Annotated in this window: 14 protein-coding genes; 10 read left to right on the top strand and 4 right to left on the bottom strand. The window is 41.2% G+C overall.

What is annotated here, in order from left to right:
- Positions 1-114 precede the first annotated feature (114 nt).
- A complete protein-coding gene (locus tag L2737_RS20070) occupies positions 115-2,928 on the bottom strand; it encodes an insulinase family protein (RefSeq protein ID WP_248956902.1) in 2,814 nt (937 codons plus the stop codon).
- A gap of 192 nt (positions 2,929-3,120) precedes the next feature.
- Between L2737_RS20070 and sixA the strand changes: the two genes are divergently transcribed.
- Positions 3,121-3,594 carry a phosphohistidine phosphatase SixA gene (sixA, locus tag L2737_RS20065; RefSeq protein WP_102529500.1) on the top strand — a complete coding sequence of 158 codons (474 nt, stop codon included), beginning with the start codon at positions 3,121-3,123 and terminating at the stop codon, positions 3,592-3,594.
- Between the two features lie 154 nt (positions 3,595-3,748).
- On the opposite strand, the gene smrB is transcribed toward sixA, so the two are convergent.
- Positions 3,749-4,276, bottom strand: a complete 528-nt coding sequence (smrB, locus tag L2737_RS20060) for an endonuclease SmrB (protein WP_102529496.1) — start codon at positions 4,274-4,276, stop codon at positions 3,749-3,751.
- Positions 4,277-4,356: 80 nt separating this feature from the next.
- On the opposite strand from smrB, the gene prmB reads away from it, so the two are divergent.
- The 6 genes from prmB (at position 4,357) to L2737_RS20030 (ending at position 9,710) form a co-directional block, all read left to right on the top strand.
- Positions 4,357-5,301, top strand: a complete 945-nt coding sequence (gene prmB, locus L2737_RS20055) for a 50S ribosomal protein L3 N(5)-glutamine methyltransferase (RefSeq protein WP_248956901.1) — start codon at positions 4,357-4,359, stop codon at positions 5,299-5,301.
- Between the two features lie 43 nt (positions 5,302-5,344).
- Positions 5,345-6,439, top strand: a complete 1,095-nt coding sequence (aroC, locus tag L2737_RS20050; RefSeq protein ID WP_102529494.1) for a chorismate synthase — start codon at positions 5,345-5,347, stop codon at positions 6,437-6,439.
- Positions 6,440-7,612 (top strand): MFS transporter, encoded by a 1,173-nt coding sequence (locus L2737_RS20045; RefSeq protein WP_102529493.1) that lies wholly within the window; start codon positions 6,440-6,442, stop codon positions 7,610-7,612.
- A gap of 83 nt (positions 7,613-7,695) precedes the next feature.
- Entirely contained in the window at positions 7,696-8,865 is a 1,170-nt protein-coding gene (locus tag L2737_RS20040) for an ATP-NAD kinase family protein (RefSeq protein WP_102529499.1), read from the top strand.
- 3 nt (positions 8,866-8,868) lie between these two features.
- Complete coding sequence (locus L2737_RS20035) at positions 8,869-9,144, top strand: YfcL family protein (RefSeq protein WP_229371373.1); 276 nt, start codon at positions 8,869-8,871, stop codon at positions 9,142-9,144.
- 20 nt (positions 9,145-9,164) lie between these two features.
- A complete protein-coding gene (locus L2737_RS20030; RefSeq protein WP_102529491.1) occupies positions 9,165-9,710 on the top strand; it encodes an RNA methyltransferase in 546 nt (181 codons plus the stop codon).
- A 78-nt stretch (positions 9,711-9,788) separates the two neighbouring features.
- Here L2737_RS20030 and L2737_RS20025 read toward each other — a convergent pair whose 3' ends face one another.
- Positions 9,789-10,253 carry a hypothetical protein gene (locus L2737_RS20025; RefSeq protein ID WP_248956900.1) on the bottom strand — a complete coding sequence of 155 codons (465 nt, stop codon included), beginning with the start codon at positions 10,251-10,253 and terminating at the stop codon, positions 9,789-9,791.
- 30 nt (positions 10,254-10,283) lie between these two features.
- Positions 10,284-12,254, bottom strand: coding sequence for an FAD-dependent 5-carboxymethylaminomethyl-2-thiouridine(34) oxidoreductase MnmC1 (gene mnmC1, locus L2737_RS20020; RefSeq protein WP_248956899.1), 1,971 nt, complete (start codon positions 12,252-12,254; stop codon positions 10,284-10,286).
- A gap of 327 nt (positions 12,255-12,581) precedes the next feature.
- Here mnmC1 and fabB point away from each other — a divergent pair, with 327 nt between their 5' ends.
- The 3 genes from fabB (at position 12,582) to L2737_RS20005 (ending at position 16,177) form a co-directional block, all read left to right on the top strand.
- Positions 12,582-13,793: a beta-ketoacyl-ACP synthase I gene (fabB, locus tag L2737_RS20015; RefSeq protein ID WP_102529488.1), complete on the top strand. Its 1,212-nt coding sequence runs from the start codon at positions 12,582-12,584 to the stop codon at positions 13,791-13,793.
- Positions 13,794-14,009: 216 nt separating this feature from the next.
- A complete protein-coding gene (locus L2737_RS20010) occupies positions 14,010-15,158 on the top strand; it encodes a 4-phosphoerythronate dehydrogenase (protein ID WP_102529487.1) in 1,149 nt (382 codons plus the stop codon).
- Positions 15,159-15,160: 2 nt separating this feature from the next.
- A complete protein-coding gene (locus L2737_RS20005; RefSeq protein ID WP_102529486.1) occupies positions 15,161-16,177 on the top strand; it encodes an aspartate-semialdehyde dehydrogenase in 1,017 nt (338 codons plus the stop codon).
- Positions 16,178-16,234: the final 57 nt, after the last annotated feature.

Below are 16,234 nucleotides of genomic sequence, written 5' to 3'. Positions count from 1 at the left end.
AAACATCTTTAAAACACTGTATTTTGATGTCTAATTAGATTTTTGTTCTGCAAATTCATTTCCGTTGGTGTTTTTATAAAACTTGTAAAAGTTTATAAACGCTAGGCTGTTTTTCTAGAACTCAAATTTATCAGCGTTATGTTTAAAGCCTTTTAAATCGGTAATGACCTGTGCTGTTGGCATTGGCTCTAACTGATTATGCTGCTCACCAGCATTAAACATCACTAATCTGTCACTGTGTTTACTACGCATATTACTAACAATAAACTTAATCAAATCTGCACGGGTAAATTGCTTAATTTCTTCAACGACTCTTTCACGCTGTTTGAAGTCGTAATCTCTATTGCCAAGACAGACCCAGTAACGCTGGCTTCGACTCTTAAGATTGGCATCTTTCTCTAAAATTTGATTTATTAATCCAAGCTTAGTGGCTTCCCATTGCTCTTTGGTTATTTGCATAACAGCGTAATTAAAGTCTGCAATGAACTCATCGATAGCTTCGAGTAACTTGCGAGGTCCGGTGGTTGGAGATTGTATGTAGAATATCATCCCTGGATGGCGATTGAGTGGCAGATATCCTGTTCCTACCATGTAACCAAGCTGTTTTTCTGTCCTAAGCTCATGGAAAAAAGTAGACGACATTGTGTGGTTTAGCAAACTAAATAAACCAATATTATGAGCGGTAGTTTCATTTGATTGGTAGTAAACAATAATGGCGCTATCTTGATGTTCGACTGAGAGTTCACGCATTAACGTGCCTCTATCGGTAAGGTTAATCAGTTCTCGGCTTGATTCTGAACTGGGTTTTGTTACCAGTGAAAGCACGAGTTTCAAACGTTTTGCAAGCTGCTGCGTTTCACTGACTAGCCAATCTCCATAAACCAATCCTTCGACATAGATTTTCTCGTAAAATGCGCTTACATGGTCATGTAGTTCATCTAAGGTGACATCTTCAAGCATTTCTGCCATCTTAGCGGGTTCATATGAACGTTTTTGCAAGGTAACCGTTAAGCTGGAGAATAATTGAGCGATAGGTTTTGCTTGTGCAACATTAGTCCAGCTTCTGAGTAATTGTTTTTTGATGAGTTTAAAACGGTCTTGGGTAAAGTTTCTTTCTCTAGCTTTATCTATGACCAAGGCCAACAAAGTTTCTTGATTACCGGTAAACCCAGTTAAATGTAAGGTAATGCCACCTTGATGAGGATATATATTGTAATTAAGTCCTGCTACTTCAGCTTGATAGGTTGACTCAGTTAAATAATCTAAAACCATTTCAACATACAAACGGGTTAACGCGGCATGCTTAGGGGTAGGGCTTGCATTTTCAGAGTCTAACGAAAGATATAAATGACCTTTAGGAACATTAAACTCATCATCTTTACGATGCCAAATTCGATAACCTTCATCTTCAGCTACAACTACAGGTACATCACTCTTACTCGATTCAATACGTGATTGTGGATCGCTGACGATGAAAGGATTTTTAGTCGGCAGTGATAACTCTTTTCTTGGTTCGGCTTGTTGCCAGAGAGCAATTTTGGTTTCAGGTATTTCCTCAATTGAATAAGGTGTGAAATACCATTTAGCTTGCTGGTTAGTACTGACTTCTCTTGAAACAAGCTGAGTACGCATATTGCTTGGTACGAACATAGCTAAAAGAGCGAGTGCTTCATCTGCATCTAATCCATCCATGCGGTAATCACCAAATACAATATCTTCAACCTCATAGTGTTGCATGTTGATACTGAGATGGCTGGCTAAATCAAGGATTTTAATTTGTTCTTGGTATTTAAACGCGGTAGACAAAAGGCTCGCTCTTTCATCATAACGCCAAGACTCTATTCCTGAAGTACGAATTAATTGAATGTACTCGAAAGTGCACTCAATTATGGAGTCTATTTGCTGTAATCCTTTCTCAGTAAGCTGAATACTGATGCTGTAATCTTTGAAGTTATAACCATTGACACCACCACCCGCTGATAGGTTGTTTGCCAAGCCTTGCTCTTTTAAATAAGAAAGTAAACTGCCAGGGCTTTCATTGCCGAGTAAATGACTAATAAACGTCAGTGGTTTACGTTGATAAAAGGGTTCAATGCAAGGGAGCTCAAAACTGATATTTAATCTTTTTTGATCTTTAACGGGGGCGATGTTGATATGTTTTAACTTTGCATTGTCATCGAGATAGGGAGTATCAGGATAGCTTGCTTTAACATTTCGATTGTTAATTGTACTGAAAAAATGTTCCGCATATTCAGCCTGCGCATCCAGTGACAAGGGGGATACCAAGCAGAGCGTCATAATATTTGCACTGTATTTCGATTGGTAAAAGTCTAATAACTCTTGTCTCACTTCAGCTTCATTTCCTGCAAGGGTTTGCAGGTTGCCCACAGAAAACTTACTAAAAGGATGGCCGGGGTTAACGGACTCTTTTTGAACTTGATATACCCGTCGAATATCATCTTTAAGCTTTAAACTATATTCAGAGTCAATGGCGTGTCTTTCTCTGTCTACTAGTTCTAAATCGAATTTGGGTGCGATAAAAAATTGACTGAATCTATCTAATGACTCTTCAAAGTGGTCAGCATCGATACTGTAAAAAAAGTTTGTTTGCTCGGTGCCTGTCCAAGCATTATTTGAACCACCATGTTGATTAATAAACTGATGGTACTCGCCAGAATCCGGAAACTTATCTGTGCCTAAAAACAGCATGTGCTCTAAAAAGTGAGCCATACCAGGACGTGATATCGGATCATCAAAATGACCAACAGAGACTGTCATCGATGCAGCAGCTTGAGTCGCTGCTTTATCCTCAACGAGTAATACCCTTAATGCGTTATCAAGCACAATATGTCGGTATTGGCGATGATCATTTGGGCTGGTGACTATGCTATTTAGTTTGTTTTGTGCTGTGTCTGGTTTTATGGTCAAGATAATGCTCCAGATAAGAAGGCTTGTTATATATTGATCTCGTTGGCGGCTTTTAGCAAATATCTAATGAAAATATCGACTAAAGACTAATTAAATTTACTTCATTGTTACTTTGTAGATGCGATATTTAAGGCTACAATTGGAAAACAAACACAATAATAATGAGTAGCGATAATGAGCAGCAATAGAAGTATGCAGCTATTTTTGATGCGACATGGTGAAGCTGGTTTTGATGCACCATCAGATAGAGAAAGAATGCTATCACAATTAGGGCGCACTCAATCTAACGCCATGGCCAATTGGTTAACTGAAAAAGTCAGCAGTGTAGACTTAGTGATTGTTAGTCCTTACTTACGAGCTCAGCAAACCTGGCAAGAAGTTGCTAAACATCTACCTGAACCAAGTAAATGGTTAGTGTTAGATGATATTACACCATCAGGAAGCCCACAAATTGCTGTCGATGCTATTTTGGCTTATGCCGAACATTATCAAGCTAAAAAAGTGTTAGTGATTGCACACATGCCTATTCTTGGCTACATGGTCAGCGAGTTAGTCGCAGGCATGGAACCGCCCATTTTTGCAACGTCAGCCATTGCCTCAATTGAGCGTAATGAGCATGGCGGTCATTTTGATTTAATGCAGACACCCGCTCAAATGAGTGCATAAAGCGAATTGTTAGGTTTTGAATACTGAATTCATAACCCTAAAGCTCATAAGTCTAGAGCTCATAACCTTTGAACTCATAAATACAGAGCTCTTAAAGTAGAGCTCTTAAATTAAGGGCTCGAAATTAAGAGCTCTGGTAAATAAACATCACAGCTTATCTTCGATGCGCATGCTCGCCAATATCAATCAAAATCAATAATGCAGCATCAGCTCCCCATTCTTTAGGCGCTTGATGAAACGCTTTAACTTTAGGGTGTTGAGCCAGCCACATCGGTAGTTGTTGTTTTAATATTCCCGAGCCATAACCGTGCATGACACAGCAACACAAAATGTGCTGTTTTACACAAGCCTGTAGCAATGCAGCCAATTCCAACTTAGCTTCTGCTTGGCGCATGCCATGTAAATCCAGTAGCAAATCAGGCTGATAATCTCCGCGGCGCAAACGCTTTAATTCAATTTTCTCTACGCCTTCATTGAGCCAACGCATAGGGCCTTCAACAGGTAATATCGGATGATAATTATCTGAAAAATAGCTATCAGCGTAAACCTGTTGTTCTTTTACTTCGACTTGTTGTTTGGATTTGACCGACTGCTTAAAGTGATGTTTATCTTGATTTAACGGCTTAACACCGCCAAATTGCTCTGAAAACAGTGCAAAGTCAGGATTATTTTCTTTATTCATGGCGCTATTGTATTGAATTCTAGGTCATCTTAATAGACTTCAGTTACAATGGTCAGGAACAATTTTTCAGGAGTTATGTTTTGGATAAAATCTTTGTAGATGAAGCTGTCACCGAATTAAGAACCGTTGGCGATATGTTGCGTTGGGCTGTAAGCCGTTTTAATGATGCGAACATTTATTATGGGCACGGAACTGATAATGCTTGGGACGAAGCTATTTCTTTGGTTTTCCATGCTTTACATCTTCCTGAAGAAATTGGTCAGCAGGTGGTTAACTCCAACTTGACCAGCAGTGAAAAACACAAAATTGTTGAGCTAATTATTCGTCGTGTTCGTGAGCGTTTACCCGTTCCATATTTAACCAACAAAGCACGTTTTGCTGATTTAGAGTTTTACGTTGATGAACGTGTGTTAGTGCCGCGCTCGCCAATCGCTGAAATGATCAACAATGGTTTCAGTCCTTGGTTATATAACAAGCCTGTTACTCGAGTGATGGATTTATGCACCGGTAGTGGCTGTATCGCCATTGCATGTGCTTATGCATTTGAAGATGCTGAAGTTGATGCATTAGATATTAGTGAAGATGCATTAGAAGTGGCACAAATAAACATCGAATCACTGAATGTATTAGATCGCGTGTTCCCAATTCAATCGGATATTTTCTCCGCAATTGAAAAAGGCCCACATTACGATTTGATCGTATCGAACCCACCATACGTAGATGAAGAAGACATTGGCGATATGCCAGATGAGTATCATCACGAGCCAGCCATTGGTTTAGCATCAGGTCGTGATGGTTTAGATTTAACTAAGCGTATTCTGGCCAATGCTGTCGATTATCTGACACCAGATGGTTTACTTGTTGTTGAAGTCGGTAATTCAATGGTGCATTTGAATGAGCAATTCCCTGATGTGCCATTCACCTGGGTTGAGTTTGAACATGGCGGAGACGGTGTGTTTGTACTTACATATGATCAGCTAGTTGAAAATGAATCACTTTTCGCCATCTATAAAGATAGTGAATAATAACGATTAGAAAAAATAAATTACGTTGAGGTAATCAGATAGCATGTCGGGAAATAGCATAGGTCAAAATTTTGTCGTGACGACGTTCGGCGAGAGTCATGGTGTTGCATTAGGTTGTATTATTGATGGTTGCCCACCAGGTCTTGAACTTACCGTTGAGGATATGCAACACGATTTAGATCGCCGCCGACCTGGTACCTCACGTTATACCACTGCGCGCCGCGAGCCTGATGAGGTGCGTATTTTATCTGGTGTGTTTGAAGATAAAACCACAGGTACTTCCATTGGCTTATTGATTGAAAATACCGATCAGCGCAGTCAAGATTACTCCAATATCAAAGATTTATTCCGTCCGGGCCACGCTGATTACACTTATCAGCAAAAGTACGGTTTACGTGATTATCGTGGCGGTGGACGTTCGTCTGCCCGCGAAACTGCAATGCGTGTTGCTGCTGGCGCTGTAGCGAAAAAATACTTAAAGCAAGTTCATGGTATCGAAATTAACGGTTACATGTCTCAGCTCGGTCCTATTTGCGCAGAATCAGTAGATTTAAATGAAGTTGAACAAAATGCTTTTTTCTTTCCTGATGCGTCTAAATTAGAGCAACTGGATGAGTACATGCGTGATTTGAAAAAATCAGGTGACTCAGTCGGGGCTAAAATTACCGTTGCGGCAACAGGCGTACCTGTTGGACTCGGTGAGCCAGTATTTGACCGTCTTGATGCTGATATTGCTCATGCATTAATGGGTATTAATGCTGTTAAAGGTGTTGAAATCGGTGATGGTTTTGGTGTGGTAACCCAAAAAGGTTCTGAGGGGCGTGATTTAATGTCTCCAGCAGGCTTTGAGTCAAACCATGCTGGTGGTGTGTTAGGTGGTATTTCTTCTGGTCAACCTATTGTTGCTCATATTGCACTTAAGCCAACTTCAAGCATTTCAGTTCCTGGTCAAAGCATGACTGCTCAAGGTACTACGGCTGATGTGGTCACAAAAGGGCGTCATGATCCTTGTGTTGGTATCCGTGCTGTGCCGATTGCAGAAGCAATGCTTGCAATTGTATTAATGGATCACTTACTTCGCCATCGCGCACAAAATCAGGACGTGGTTTCTGAAACTCCCGTTATCGGTATGAAATAAATGCCTAATGCGTCATCAGCTGAGCCTAACGTTCGTTGGCTCAGCGCTTGTTACTTTTTCTTTTTTTCAATTCTTGGCTTAATGGTTCCGTACCTTGGTGTGTTTTTTGATAACCGAGGTTTTAATGCCCAAGAGATTGGCTTTCTGATGGCAATCCTTATGGGAACGCGAATTATTGCTCCCAATGTTTGGGCTATGGTTGCCGATAGAACCGGTATGCGTTCTGAGTTAGTTAAATTCGGTTCTGCAGCCGCTGCGATTACCTATGTCAGCTTTTTCTTTGATGGCAGCCTCACTTATTTAGCTATCAGTTTGATGGTATACACCTTTTTTTGGAATGCGATTTTGGCTCAGCTTGAGGTCATAACGCTCGAAAGTTTAGGGGATGAGTCCCATCGATATGGTGCAATACGTAGCTGGGGAAGTGTCGGGTATATTTGCTTAGTCATCATTGCAGGTTTTTGTATCAGTGAGTTCGGTGCTGAAATTGTCCCTTCAATTGGGATGGTACTTTTTATCGGCATGTTCTTATGTGCTTTGGCACTTCCCAATAATAGAGCGTCCTTAGCTGACGTAGGCTCAAGACCGCCTTTAACACTGTCTCCTTCTATCATTTGGTTTCTTATATCAGCGATATTACTGCAAATGAGTGTAGGGCCTTTTTATGGCTTTTTTGTTTTATACCTTAAACAAGCAGGTTATACCGAGGGCATAGCAGGTTTATTCGTTGCTTTTGGCGTGGTGGTTGAAATTTTAATGTTCATGCTTGCGCCAAGATTATTGGGTCGGTTTGGGGTTAAATTACTCTTGATAGTCAGTATGGGTTTTACGGTTGTAAGGTGGATCTTATTGGCATATGGCGTAGATAATATTTTGCTATTGTCCATCAGCCAAGCACTTCACGCATTCACTTTTGGCTTAACACATGCAGCGTCAATTCAGTTTATTCATCGTAATTTTGATATTGCGCATCGCAGTAAAGGCCAAGCGCTCTATGCTAGCTTAAGTTTTGGTTTAGGCGGCGCGATTGGAATATGGGTGAGTGGTATGATTTGGGGTGATGGTTCAGGTGCTAGTCAAACTTGGTTATTTGCTTCTTTTTGCGCTGTGTTAGCATTATTAGCTACATTGGCTATTCGTGAGCCAAAACCATATTTGAAAGTCAAAAGCTAATACATAACATATTGCCCATGAATAAGATTAACTTAACTAGCATTGTTAAAATTCATTAGAAAAGTGAAAGAGGATTGATTGCAGTGAAGCGTTTTCGATTAGGTTTGATTATTAACCCATTAGCAGGATTAGGAGGCAGTGTAGGCCTCAAAGGTTCTGATAATGTGGCGCAATTGGCAATTGAAAAGGGCGCAGAGCCAAAAGCTAACTTAAGAATGGAACAAGCATTAGCCGTAATTGAGCCGTTTAAAGATCAAATTGATATCATTACCGCATCCGGTGATATGGGCCAAAACCTCGCGCAGAAAATGGGGTTTACAGTTACCTGTGTGCATTCGACTGCGCCAAATGAGACTTTGACGCCAGATAAGCAACCACAACATCATCAACTTACTCACGCTCGAGATACACAACTCACAGTAGAAGCGTTAATGAACGAGTCACTCGATTTATTACTTTTCGCCGGTGGCGACGGTACTGCGCGAGATATTTTTGCCGTAGTTGATGACGCTTTACCTGTACTTGGCGTGCCAGCTGGAGTGAAGATTCACTCTGGCGTATACGCGATAACCCCGCATGCTGCTGGTGTGGTAGTCAATATGCTACTTAAAGGCGAGTTAGTGAGCTTGATGACGGCTGATGTGATGGATATCGATGAGCAAGCATTTAGGCAAGGCACAGTTAAAGCGAAACGCTTTGGTGAAATGCTAGTACCTGCCGAGCCACGTTATATTCAAGCAGTTAAAATGGGCGGTAAAGAGGTCGACGAGTTAGTGCTTGCTGATATCGCTGCTGATGTTATTAATCAAATGGAAGATGAGCTTTATATCATTGGCAGTGGCTCAACGGTTGCTGCGTTAATGGAAGAGCTTAATCTAGACAACACATTATTGGGTGTGGATGTTATCCAGAATGAGCAAGTGGTTGCTGCTGATGTCACCGCTAAACAGTTACTTGAATTGACGACTAATAAACCGACGAAGTTAGTCATTACCTTAATTGGCGGTCAGGGGCATATTCTTGGCCGTGGTAATCAGCAACTCTCGCCAGAGCTGATTAAGCAGGTCGGAAAAGACAATATTATTATCTTAGCAACAAAAACTAAGCTAAAAGCACTTGAAGGACGGCCATTAATTGTGGATAGTGGCGACCCTGAATTAGATAGTGCACTTACTGGTTATTATAAAATTACCACTGGATACCACGATTACGTGATGTACCAAGTTGCCAACCCAGATTTATCGGAGAGTTAGACCATGTTAGAGAAGTATGATGCAGCTTTAGAAGGTTGGATTGAACACACTGTTGCCAATGGTGATGATGACGCGCTATTTGCCAGCGGTTACTTACAGGGTCATATTGCAGTGGTTTTTTCTCAGCTTGAACAAGAACAACTTAGCGGTATTGATGCCCTAGATGACAAAATGGTCGATTGTTTAGCATTGGCAGATGATGAATTAGAAGCTGCCGACTTTGCTTTAGTGCAAAGGGCTTGGCAACAATTACGTCAAATCATCAGCGATATAAAATAAGCATTAGTAAGCGAATTGGCATGACAGAACAAAAGAATATATCAACAGCTTCAATCGGGCTGGTTAATCCTAAAACACCTGTAAATGTGGGTGGGATTATGCGCGCAGCAGGTTGTTATCAAGCGAATGCGGTATTTTATACGGGTAATCGTTATGAATTGGCGGCTCGCTCAGGTGAAGCACAATATGATGTTGATACTAAAAATGCAGCCAAAACGATCCCGTTAACAAGGGTGGAATCGTTGCTAGAACAAGCCCCCAAAAACGCTAAAATAATCTGTGTTGATTTAGTGGTTGGCGCAACACCGTTGCCGTTATTTGAACATCCTGCAGATGCTTTTTATATCTTTGGCCCTGAAGATGGCACCATTCCGCAGCAAATTATTGATGCTGCAGATGAGGTGGTTTATGTGCCAACGGTGGGATGTATGAATTTAGCGGCCTCAGTCAATGTATTGTTATATGATCGACTGGCTAAAAGTGCACAAATCGCAGCGGATGATGAACTGATCCGCGAAAGTCGAGATAATAATAATCGCACTAAAGTCAAAACGTGGAAGAAATAGCACTAATTTGAGCTAACTAGGCGCTTAGTCTACATGCTGTTTAATAAACTAAGCGCTCGCTAATGAATTAAGCACACTCTAATGAATAAGCTGCTTAATATAATGGTCAAGTTCTACTTGGCCATTTTTTTGTGCTAATTCAGCCCGGAAACAATCTAGAATAGCGGTTTCATGGGCTGCAATTAAATCAAAAATCTTATTATGCTCAGTGCAATCTGTTGCCCATTGACGATACTCTTCTTCGTAAGGGATTACCCAATTAACCAAAGTTTGCAGTAATTCTGTCCATGACAAATCAAGCCATTTTTGTGCGTCATCATGGCCTTTTTGTGTCATGGTTTCGACAGGAAAGCTGAATCGCTCCGTCTGCTTGAGTAAGTGAGATAACAGTAACTCAGCAGTGATAGTTTCTACTTCAACCAGTTTCTTCCAGAGTTCTATTCGCCGTTCATCTTCTTCAACATTTTGCAGTAAACTAAAAAAGGCAATGCCGTATAGCTCGCCTAAATAAGCTTGATGTATCTTTTCATTGTTCGTGCTCATCTGTCATTCCTTTGGAATAATCGCCATCGATTAGATTAGCGATTTGCCTTTAAGCAATTTTCTTAACCACATTCTATTTGGATTGAGCATGGCAAACATATCGTAACTGATGGGAGGCGTTTGCTCGCAAATAATAGATGCTAATGCTTCTGCAGCTAATGGCCCAGAACTTAACCCTCTTGAGCCTAAACCGCCTAATACATATAAGCCTTGATGAGATGGTGCAGGTTGATGCCGCCAAAATTTTCGGCTTGTAACGGTAAGCTGATGGTCTTTTAATGGTTCAGTATTATAGCGCTTGAAGATCGCATCTATATCCGGAGCTAATCCCATCATAGGGCAATGATCGCGGGTGACCATTCGCACGCCGACTCTTGCATTTTCATCTGAAACATCTATGTCATTAACCCATGTTCTGTCTGGAAAGCTATGTTGCATTTTTTGGGCATTTTCTAACTGTTCATCAGGGCAGTAATCAAGGTTTTCAGGTGACTTGACGTAACTTGCCCCTACACAATGATGTTGATTATTTTCAGGGGTGAGATAACCATGAGCACAAATCACCGTTTTTAATTCGGCCAGTTTACCTTTTGACGGGATATGGCTCACTTGGCCGCGAAACCCAGTGACTTGAAGTGCACGGGTTTGTGTAAACTCCGTTAACTGGGCCCCAGATGCTGCAACAACTTCGGGATGTTCATAATGTTGCTTACTTACTTCATTATGCTCAGTCGAGGTTAATCGCCAATTCGTTCCTGATTTAGTTAATGCTGAAATCTCACAATTTAGCTTTACCACCACCTCATTACCTTTACTTGCGGCAATCTGCTGTGCTTGCTTAATTGCCGCATTTGCAAATTCATGGGGACAAATCCAACCTGCTAATGGGTAATAAAATGCTGGCTTGTCGATTTGAATCTTGGCAATGTTATTGGCTTGAAGTGGGCTAACGGCAAATGCAATTTCACTTGGCCAATCTTGACCATCAATTATTTTATTTAATCTCGCGTCGCTTCTTTCATCAAAGCCTGTTTGCAGTACGCCACAAAATTGATGGTCGATTTGATGCCCTGCAGCGGTGAGTTCTTGCAAGCGGCGACGACTATACAAAAAGGCCTGTTGGAAGTACTGGCTCATTAAGCTGTTATCTGGGGTTAACAGCGGGTAAATTGCGCCTTGTTTGTTACCTGAAGCGCCATCAGCCAGTATTTTGTCTTTACAGTAAATTGTGACACTTTTTCCTTTCTCTGCCAGCGACAAAGCAAGGTGAGCTGCTGCAATGCCACCGCCTATAATCGCAATTGAGTCATTAACATTGTTTGTATCTGAGCTTGCGGTTACAGCACTTGTAGCTAAAGCACTCGCAGTTAAGTCGTTTGTGACAAAAGCACTTGAAGGCAGTGAATAGGCATATTCACTTTGCAAAGACTGACGTAATGCTCTGCGCTCACATAAAGGGATCTCTTGCAGCATTCTGGTCTGTTCATTCGCCTTAATAGCTTCTGGGCTAGAAACAAGATTAAAGCCTGTGAGCCGTGTAAGTGGTGCTAGTTTATTGGAGTTTGCATTAGCATCAAAAGCGTAAACATTGGCATTATCTAGACTTATTCGACCCATTTGCCAGAAAAGTTTTTCTGTTAGGTGTTGATCAAAATACGCCGCTTCAGTCGTATGAGGTAAGCAATGCCAATGGCTTATTTGACCTTGCTGACTGAATGGCAAGCTCTGAGCGTTGCGGGCATAATCACCAAAGTATAAGTCGATGATAAATTGACCGCGATTGAAACTGAGTCGCTGACAACCATCTATATTAGCAATACATGCATTTTGCAGTAGCTGAGCATAGCGATGAAAGCAATGTGATGATTGGCTGATTTCACTATCAGCAAGCGTCATTAACTGAACGAGCTCAAATGCATTTAAGCCATAATGTTCAAAAACATTTAAGTGTATTGTTTGATTAAATTGTTCAGATAATTGCCAAAGTAGCATGGCCTCCATACCAACTCCGAGCCCAATTTGCCCAATACACAGGGTTTTGCTCGAGATTGGCTTATGAGACAAGACACTTTCATAATAATGCCTTATGCTTGCTGCATAATCAGGGTTTTGACAGTAACTACTTGGAAAATTGGCCGATATTGATGCACAATCTCGGGTAACTATAGGGAAGTCAGTGGTTAATTGGGTCAAAGCTCATACTCAAATTGGTTTTATTGAGATTATTTTACCTATGTTTACTGAAAGCTGACCACTTTATTCGTCTAAAGCGGATATCATTGCGGCAGCAAAATTAGGTACTGACACGTACAAAATGGATAGCAAAAAATGAAAAGAGTCGTAATAACAGGTTTAGGTGTTGTTTCAAGCATCGGTAATAACAAGCAAGAAGTGACAGATTCACTAAAAGCTGGACGCAGTGGTATTACCCATTCTGACCAATTCGAAGAAATGAAATTACGCAGTCATGTGTGGGGCGATATTAAATTAAACCCAGCAGATCACATTGACCGTAAAGCGTTACGTTTTATGGGTGATGCAGCAGCATACGCATACATTGCGATGCAAGAAGCAATCAGTGATGCAAATTTAACAGAAGAGCAATATTCTCATCATCGTGTGGGTTTAGTTGTCGGCACGGGTGGTGCTTCTTCTAAAAACCAAGTTCAAGCGGCAGATACGTTACGCGAAAAAAGCGTTAAACGTGTAGGTCCATATATTGTACCGCGCATTATGGCGAGTACGGCGAGTGCATGTTTAGCAACGCCATTTAAAATTAAAGGCATGAACTACTCAATCAGTTCAGCTTGTGCGACATCAGCTCACTGTATCGGCCATGCGGCAGAACTTATCCAAATGGGTAAGCAAGATATGGTATTTGCTGGTGGTGCTGAAGAATTAGATTGGACCCTGACTATGGGGTTTGATGCAATGGGCGCGTTATCAACTAAGTACAATGACACGCCAGAAAAAGCATCGCGTACATACGATGCAGACCGTGATGGATTTGTTATCTCTGGCGGCGGCGGAATCGTTGTTGTTGAAGAGTTAGAACACGCATTAGCCCGTGGCGCTAAAATCTATGCCGAAATTATTGGTTACGGTGCATCTTCTGATGGTTACGATATGGTAGCTCCATCTGGTGAAGGCGCTGTGCGTTGTATGCAAATGGCTTTAGCTGATGTTGATACGCCAATTGATTATATCAATACTCACGGTACATCTACCCCAGTGGGTGATGTACGTGAACTTGAAGCATTGCATGAAGTTTTCCCTGAAAACATGCCGCCAGTTGCTTCAACTAAATCAATGACAGGCCATGCTTTAGGCGCTGCAGGTGTTCATGAAGCGATTTATAGCTTAATGATGATGGAAAACAGCTTTATCGCCCCAAGTATCAATATTGATACGCCGGATGAGAAAGCGGCTGGCATTCCATTAGTCACAGAATATCGTGATGCTGAACTAACGACTGTGATGAGCAATAGCTTTGGTTTTGGTGGCACGAACGCCACGTTAGTGATGCGCAAATATAAATAGTCTTATTATTTGAGCTCATGCCAAATTAGATTTGAAGCCTTTAACGGAAACGTTAAAGGCTTTTTGTTTTTAGGCCAGTAGAAATGAAAAAAATGTTGCTCAATTCATAAGCTTTTATAAACAAAACACATTATTTCGTTTTTGTAGGTAACGAATGCCATTAATAACTTGATAGAATAAGCCCATTAAGTCGTTTTATGATGGTAAATCCCAAATATGAAGATTGTTGCTGATGAGAATATGCCCTATGTCGAAGCGTTATTTGGCGAATTAGGCGAAATAACCCGTGTTAATGGTCGTCAGTTAACGCCTGAACAATTGGTTGATGTTGACGTTTTATTGGTACGTTCTGTCACTAAAGTGAACCAGCAACTGTTAGCACAAGCTAATCAGCTTAAATTTGTCGGTAGTGCCACTATCGGTACTGATCATATCGACTTGGATTATTTACAGCAGCAAAATATTCCTTTTACCAATGCGCCTGGTTGTAACGCAACCGCAGTGGGTGAATTTGCTTTTATTGCAATGCTTGAGTTAGCTAAACGATTTAAGCAGCCATTACAAAACAAAGTGGTTGGCATTGTGGGTGCTGGCAATACTGGCTCCGCTCTTGAACATTGTTTAAAAGCATACGGCATTGAGGTTTTACTCTGCGATCCTGTATTAGCGCGAGAGCAGACGCAAACTGGCAACAGCAATACCCGTGAATTTGTATCCCTTGATACGATCATCGAGCAGGCCGATATCATCAGTCTTCATGTGCCAATTACACGAGTTGGTGAAGATAAAACATGGTATATGTTCGATGAAACACGCCTTAACCAATTAAAACCCAATACTTGGCTGTTAAATTGCTGCCGTGGTGAAGTTATCGATAACCGCGCTTTGATAAAAGTGAAGCAACAAAGAGCTGATTTAAAACTGGTCCTAGACGTATGGGAGGGCGAGCCAAACCCTATGCCTGAACTCGTGCCCTTAGTTGAATTTGCCACACCACATATTGCCGGCTACAGCCTTGAAGGCAAAGCGCGAGGCACGCATATGTTGTTTCAAAAACTGTGCGAGATTATGAATATTGATGTTGATAAAAGCGTCAGTAACTTGTTACCTGCTTTTAGTATTAGCAAGCTTGATATCAATGATGCGTTATCAGAAACACAGCTGCTTAATATTGCCAGATTGGTCTATAACCTCAATGATGATGACTATTTGTTTAGAAATAGCTTCCTTAATAACCATGGGTTTGACCATATGAGAAAAAATCACACTCATAGACGTGAATTTAGTGCATTGTCGCTAGTCAACACGGGGCAATCTGAGGTAAATTGGATGCTTAAATTAGGTTTTTCAGGAGTCGAGCGTTAATTATGTCACAGGAATTTAATGTTGTTGTTTTAGGTGCGTCGGGTGCAGTGGGTCAAACTATGATTGAGATCCTCGAAGAACGAAAATTCCCAGTCGCGAACTTATACCCATTAGCAAGCAGCCGAAGTGCTGGCGATACCGTTAGCTTTAATGGAAAACAAGTAGAAATTCTTGATGTGGACACGTTCGATTGGAGCAAAGCACAAATTGGCTTTTTCTCTGCTGGTGGTGATGTCTCAGCTAAATGGGCACCAATTGCGGCAGAGCATGGCTGTGTTGTGATTGATAACACATCGCACTTCCGCTACGACATCGATGTACCACTTGTTGTGCCTGAAGTGAACCCACAAGCAATTGCTGACTTCCGTAACCGTAACATTATTGCTAACCCTAACTGTTCGACGATTCAAATGTTAGTGGCGCTAAAACCTATTTATGATGCATTCGGTATTTCACGTATTAACGTTGCAACATACCAATCTGTATCAGGTTCTGGTAAGCAAGCGATTGATGAGTTAGCAGGTCAAACATCTAAGTTACTACAAGGTCTACCTGCGGAAAATAAGGTATATCCTAAGCAAATCGCATTTAACGTATTACCGCAAATCGATGTGTTTATGGAAAACGGCTACACCAAAGAAGAAATGAAAATGGTGTGGGAAACACAGAAGATTTTTGGCGATCACGATATTGTGGTTAACCCAACGGCAGTGCGTGTTCCTGTGTTCTACGGACACTCTGAAGCTGTGCATTTAGAAACTCGCCAACCTGTTGAAGCTGAAGAAGTTAAAGCTGTTTTACGTGATGCTGAAGGTATTGTTTTATTTGAAAATGATGAAGACTACCCAACAGTAGTGACAGACTCAGCAGGTACCGATCCAGTATTCGTTGGCCGAGTGAGAAAAGATATTTCTCACGATTACGGTATAAATTTATGGGTTACGGCCGATAACATCCGTAAAGGTGCTGCTTTAAACAGTGTTCAAATAGCTGAAGTTCTTGTTAGAGATTATTACTAATCTACTATGAATAGAGTTATTTAGACTAAAAAGCCTGCAGCCTGCAGGCTTTTTTCG

The organism is Shewanella electrodiphila (assembly GCF_023283985.1).
Classification (GTDB): Bacteria; Pseudomonadota; Gammaproteobacteria; order Enterobacterales; family Shewanellaceae; genus Shewanella; species Shewanella electrodiphila.
The sequence above is the reverse complement of the archived record's forward strand: the minus strand, read 5'-3'. Positions and strand labels throughout refer to the sequence as shown.

What these genes read in the sequence shown, in the direction of transcription:
- aroC (WP_102529494.1), top strand. Translation starts at nt 5,345, where the DNA reads ATGTCGGGAAATAGCATAGGTCAAAATTTTGTCGTGACGACGTTCGGC.
- L2737_RS20045 (WP_102529493.1), top strand. Translation starts at nt 6,440, where the DNA reads ATGCCTAATGCGTCATCAGCTGAGCCTAACGTTCGTTGGCTCAGCGCT.
- L2737_RS20010 (WP_102529487.1), top strand. Translation starts at nt 14,010, where the DNA reads ATGAAGATTGTTGCTGATGAGAATATGCCCTATGTCGAAGCGTTATTT.
- fabB (WP_102529488.1), top strand. Translation starts at nt 12,582, where the DNA reads ATGAAAAGAGTCGTAATAACAGGTTTAGGTGTTGTTTCAAGCATCGGT.
- L2737_RS20005 (WP_102529486.1), top strand. Translation starts at nt 15,161, where the DNA reads ATGTCACAGGAATTTAATGTTGTTGTTTTAGGTGCGTCGGGTGCAGTG.
- L2737_RS20025 (WP_248956900.1), bottom strand. Translation starts at nt 10,253, where the DNA reads ATGAGCACGAACAATGAAAAGATACATCAAGCTTATTTAGGCGAGCTA.
- L2737_RS20035 (WP_229371373.1), top strand. Translation starts at nt 8,869, where the DNA reads ATGTTAGAGAAGTATGATGCAGCTTTAGAAGGTTGGATTGAACACACT.
- mnmC1 (WP_248956899.1), bottom strand. Translation starts at nt 12,254, where the DNA reads ATGGAGGCCATGCTACTTTGGCAATTATCTGAACAATTTAATCAAACA.
- L2737_RS20030 (WP_102529491.1), top strand. Translation starts at nt 9,165, where the DNA reads ATGACAGAACAAAAGAATATATCAACAGCTTCAATCGGGCTGGTTAAT.
- sixA (WP_102529500.1), top strand. Translation starts at nt 3,121, where the DNA reads ATGCAGCTATTTTTGATGCGACATGGTGAAGCTGGTTTTGATGCACCA.
- smrB (WP_102529496.1), bottom strand. Translation starts at nt 4,276, where the DNA reads ATGAATAAAGAAAATAATCCTGACTTTGCACTGTTTTCAGAGCAATTT.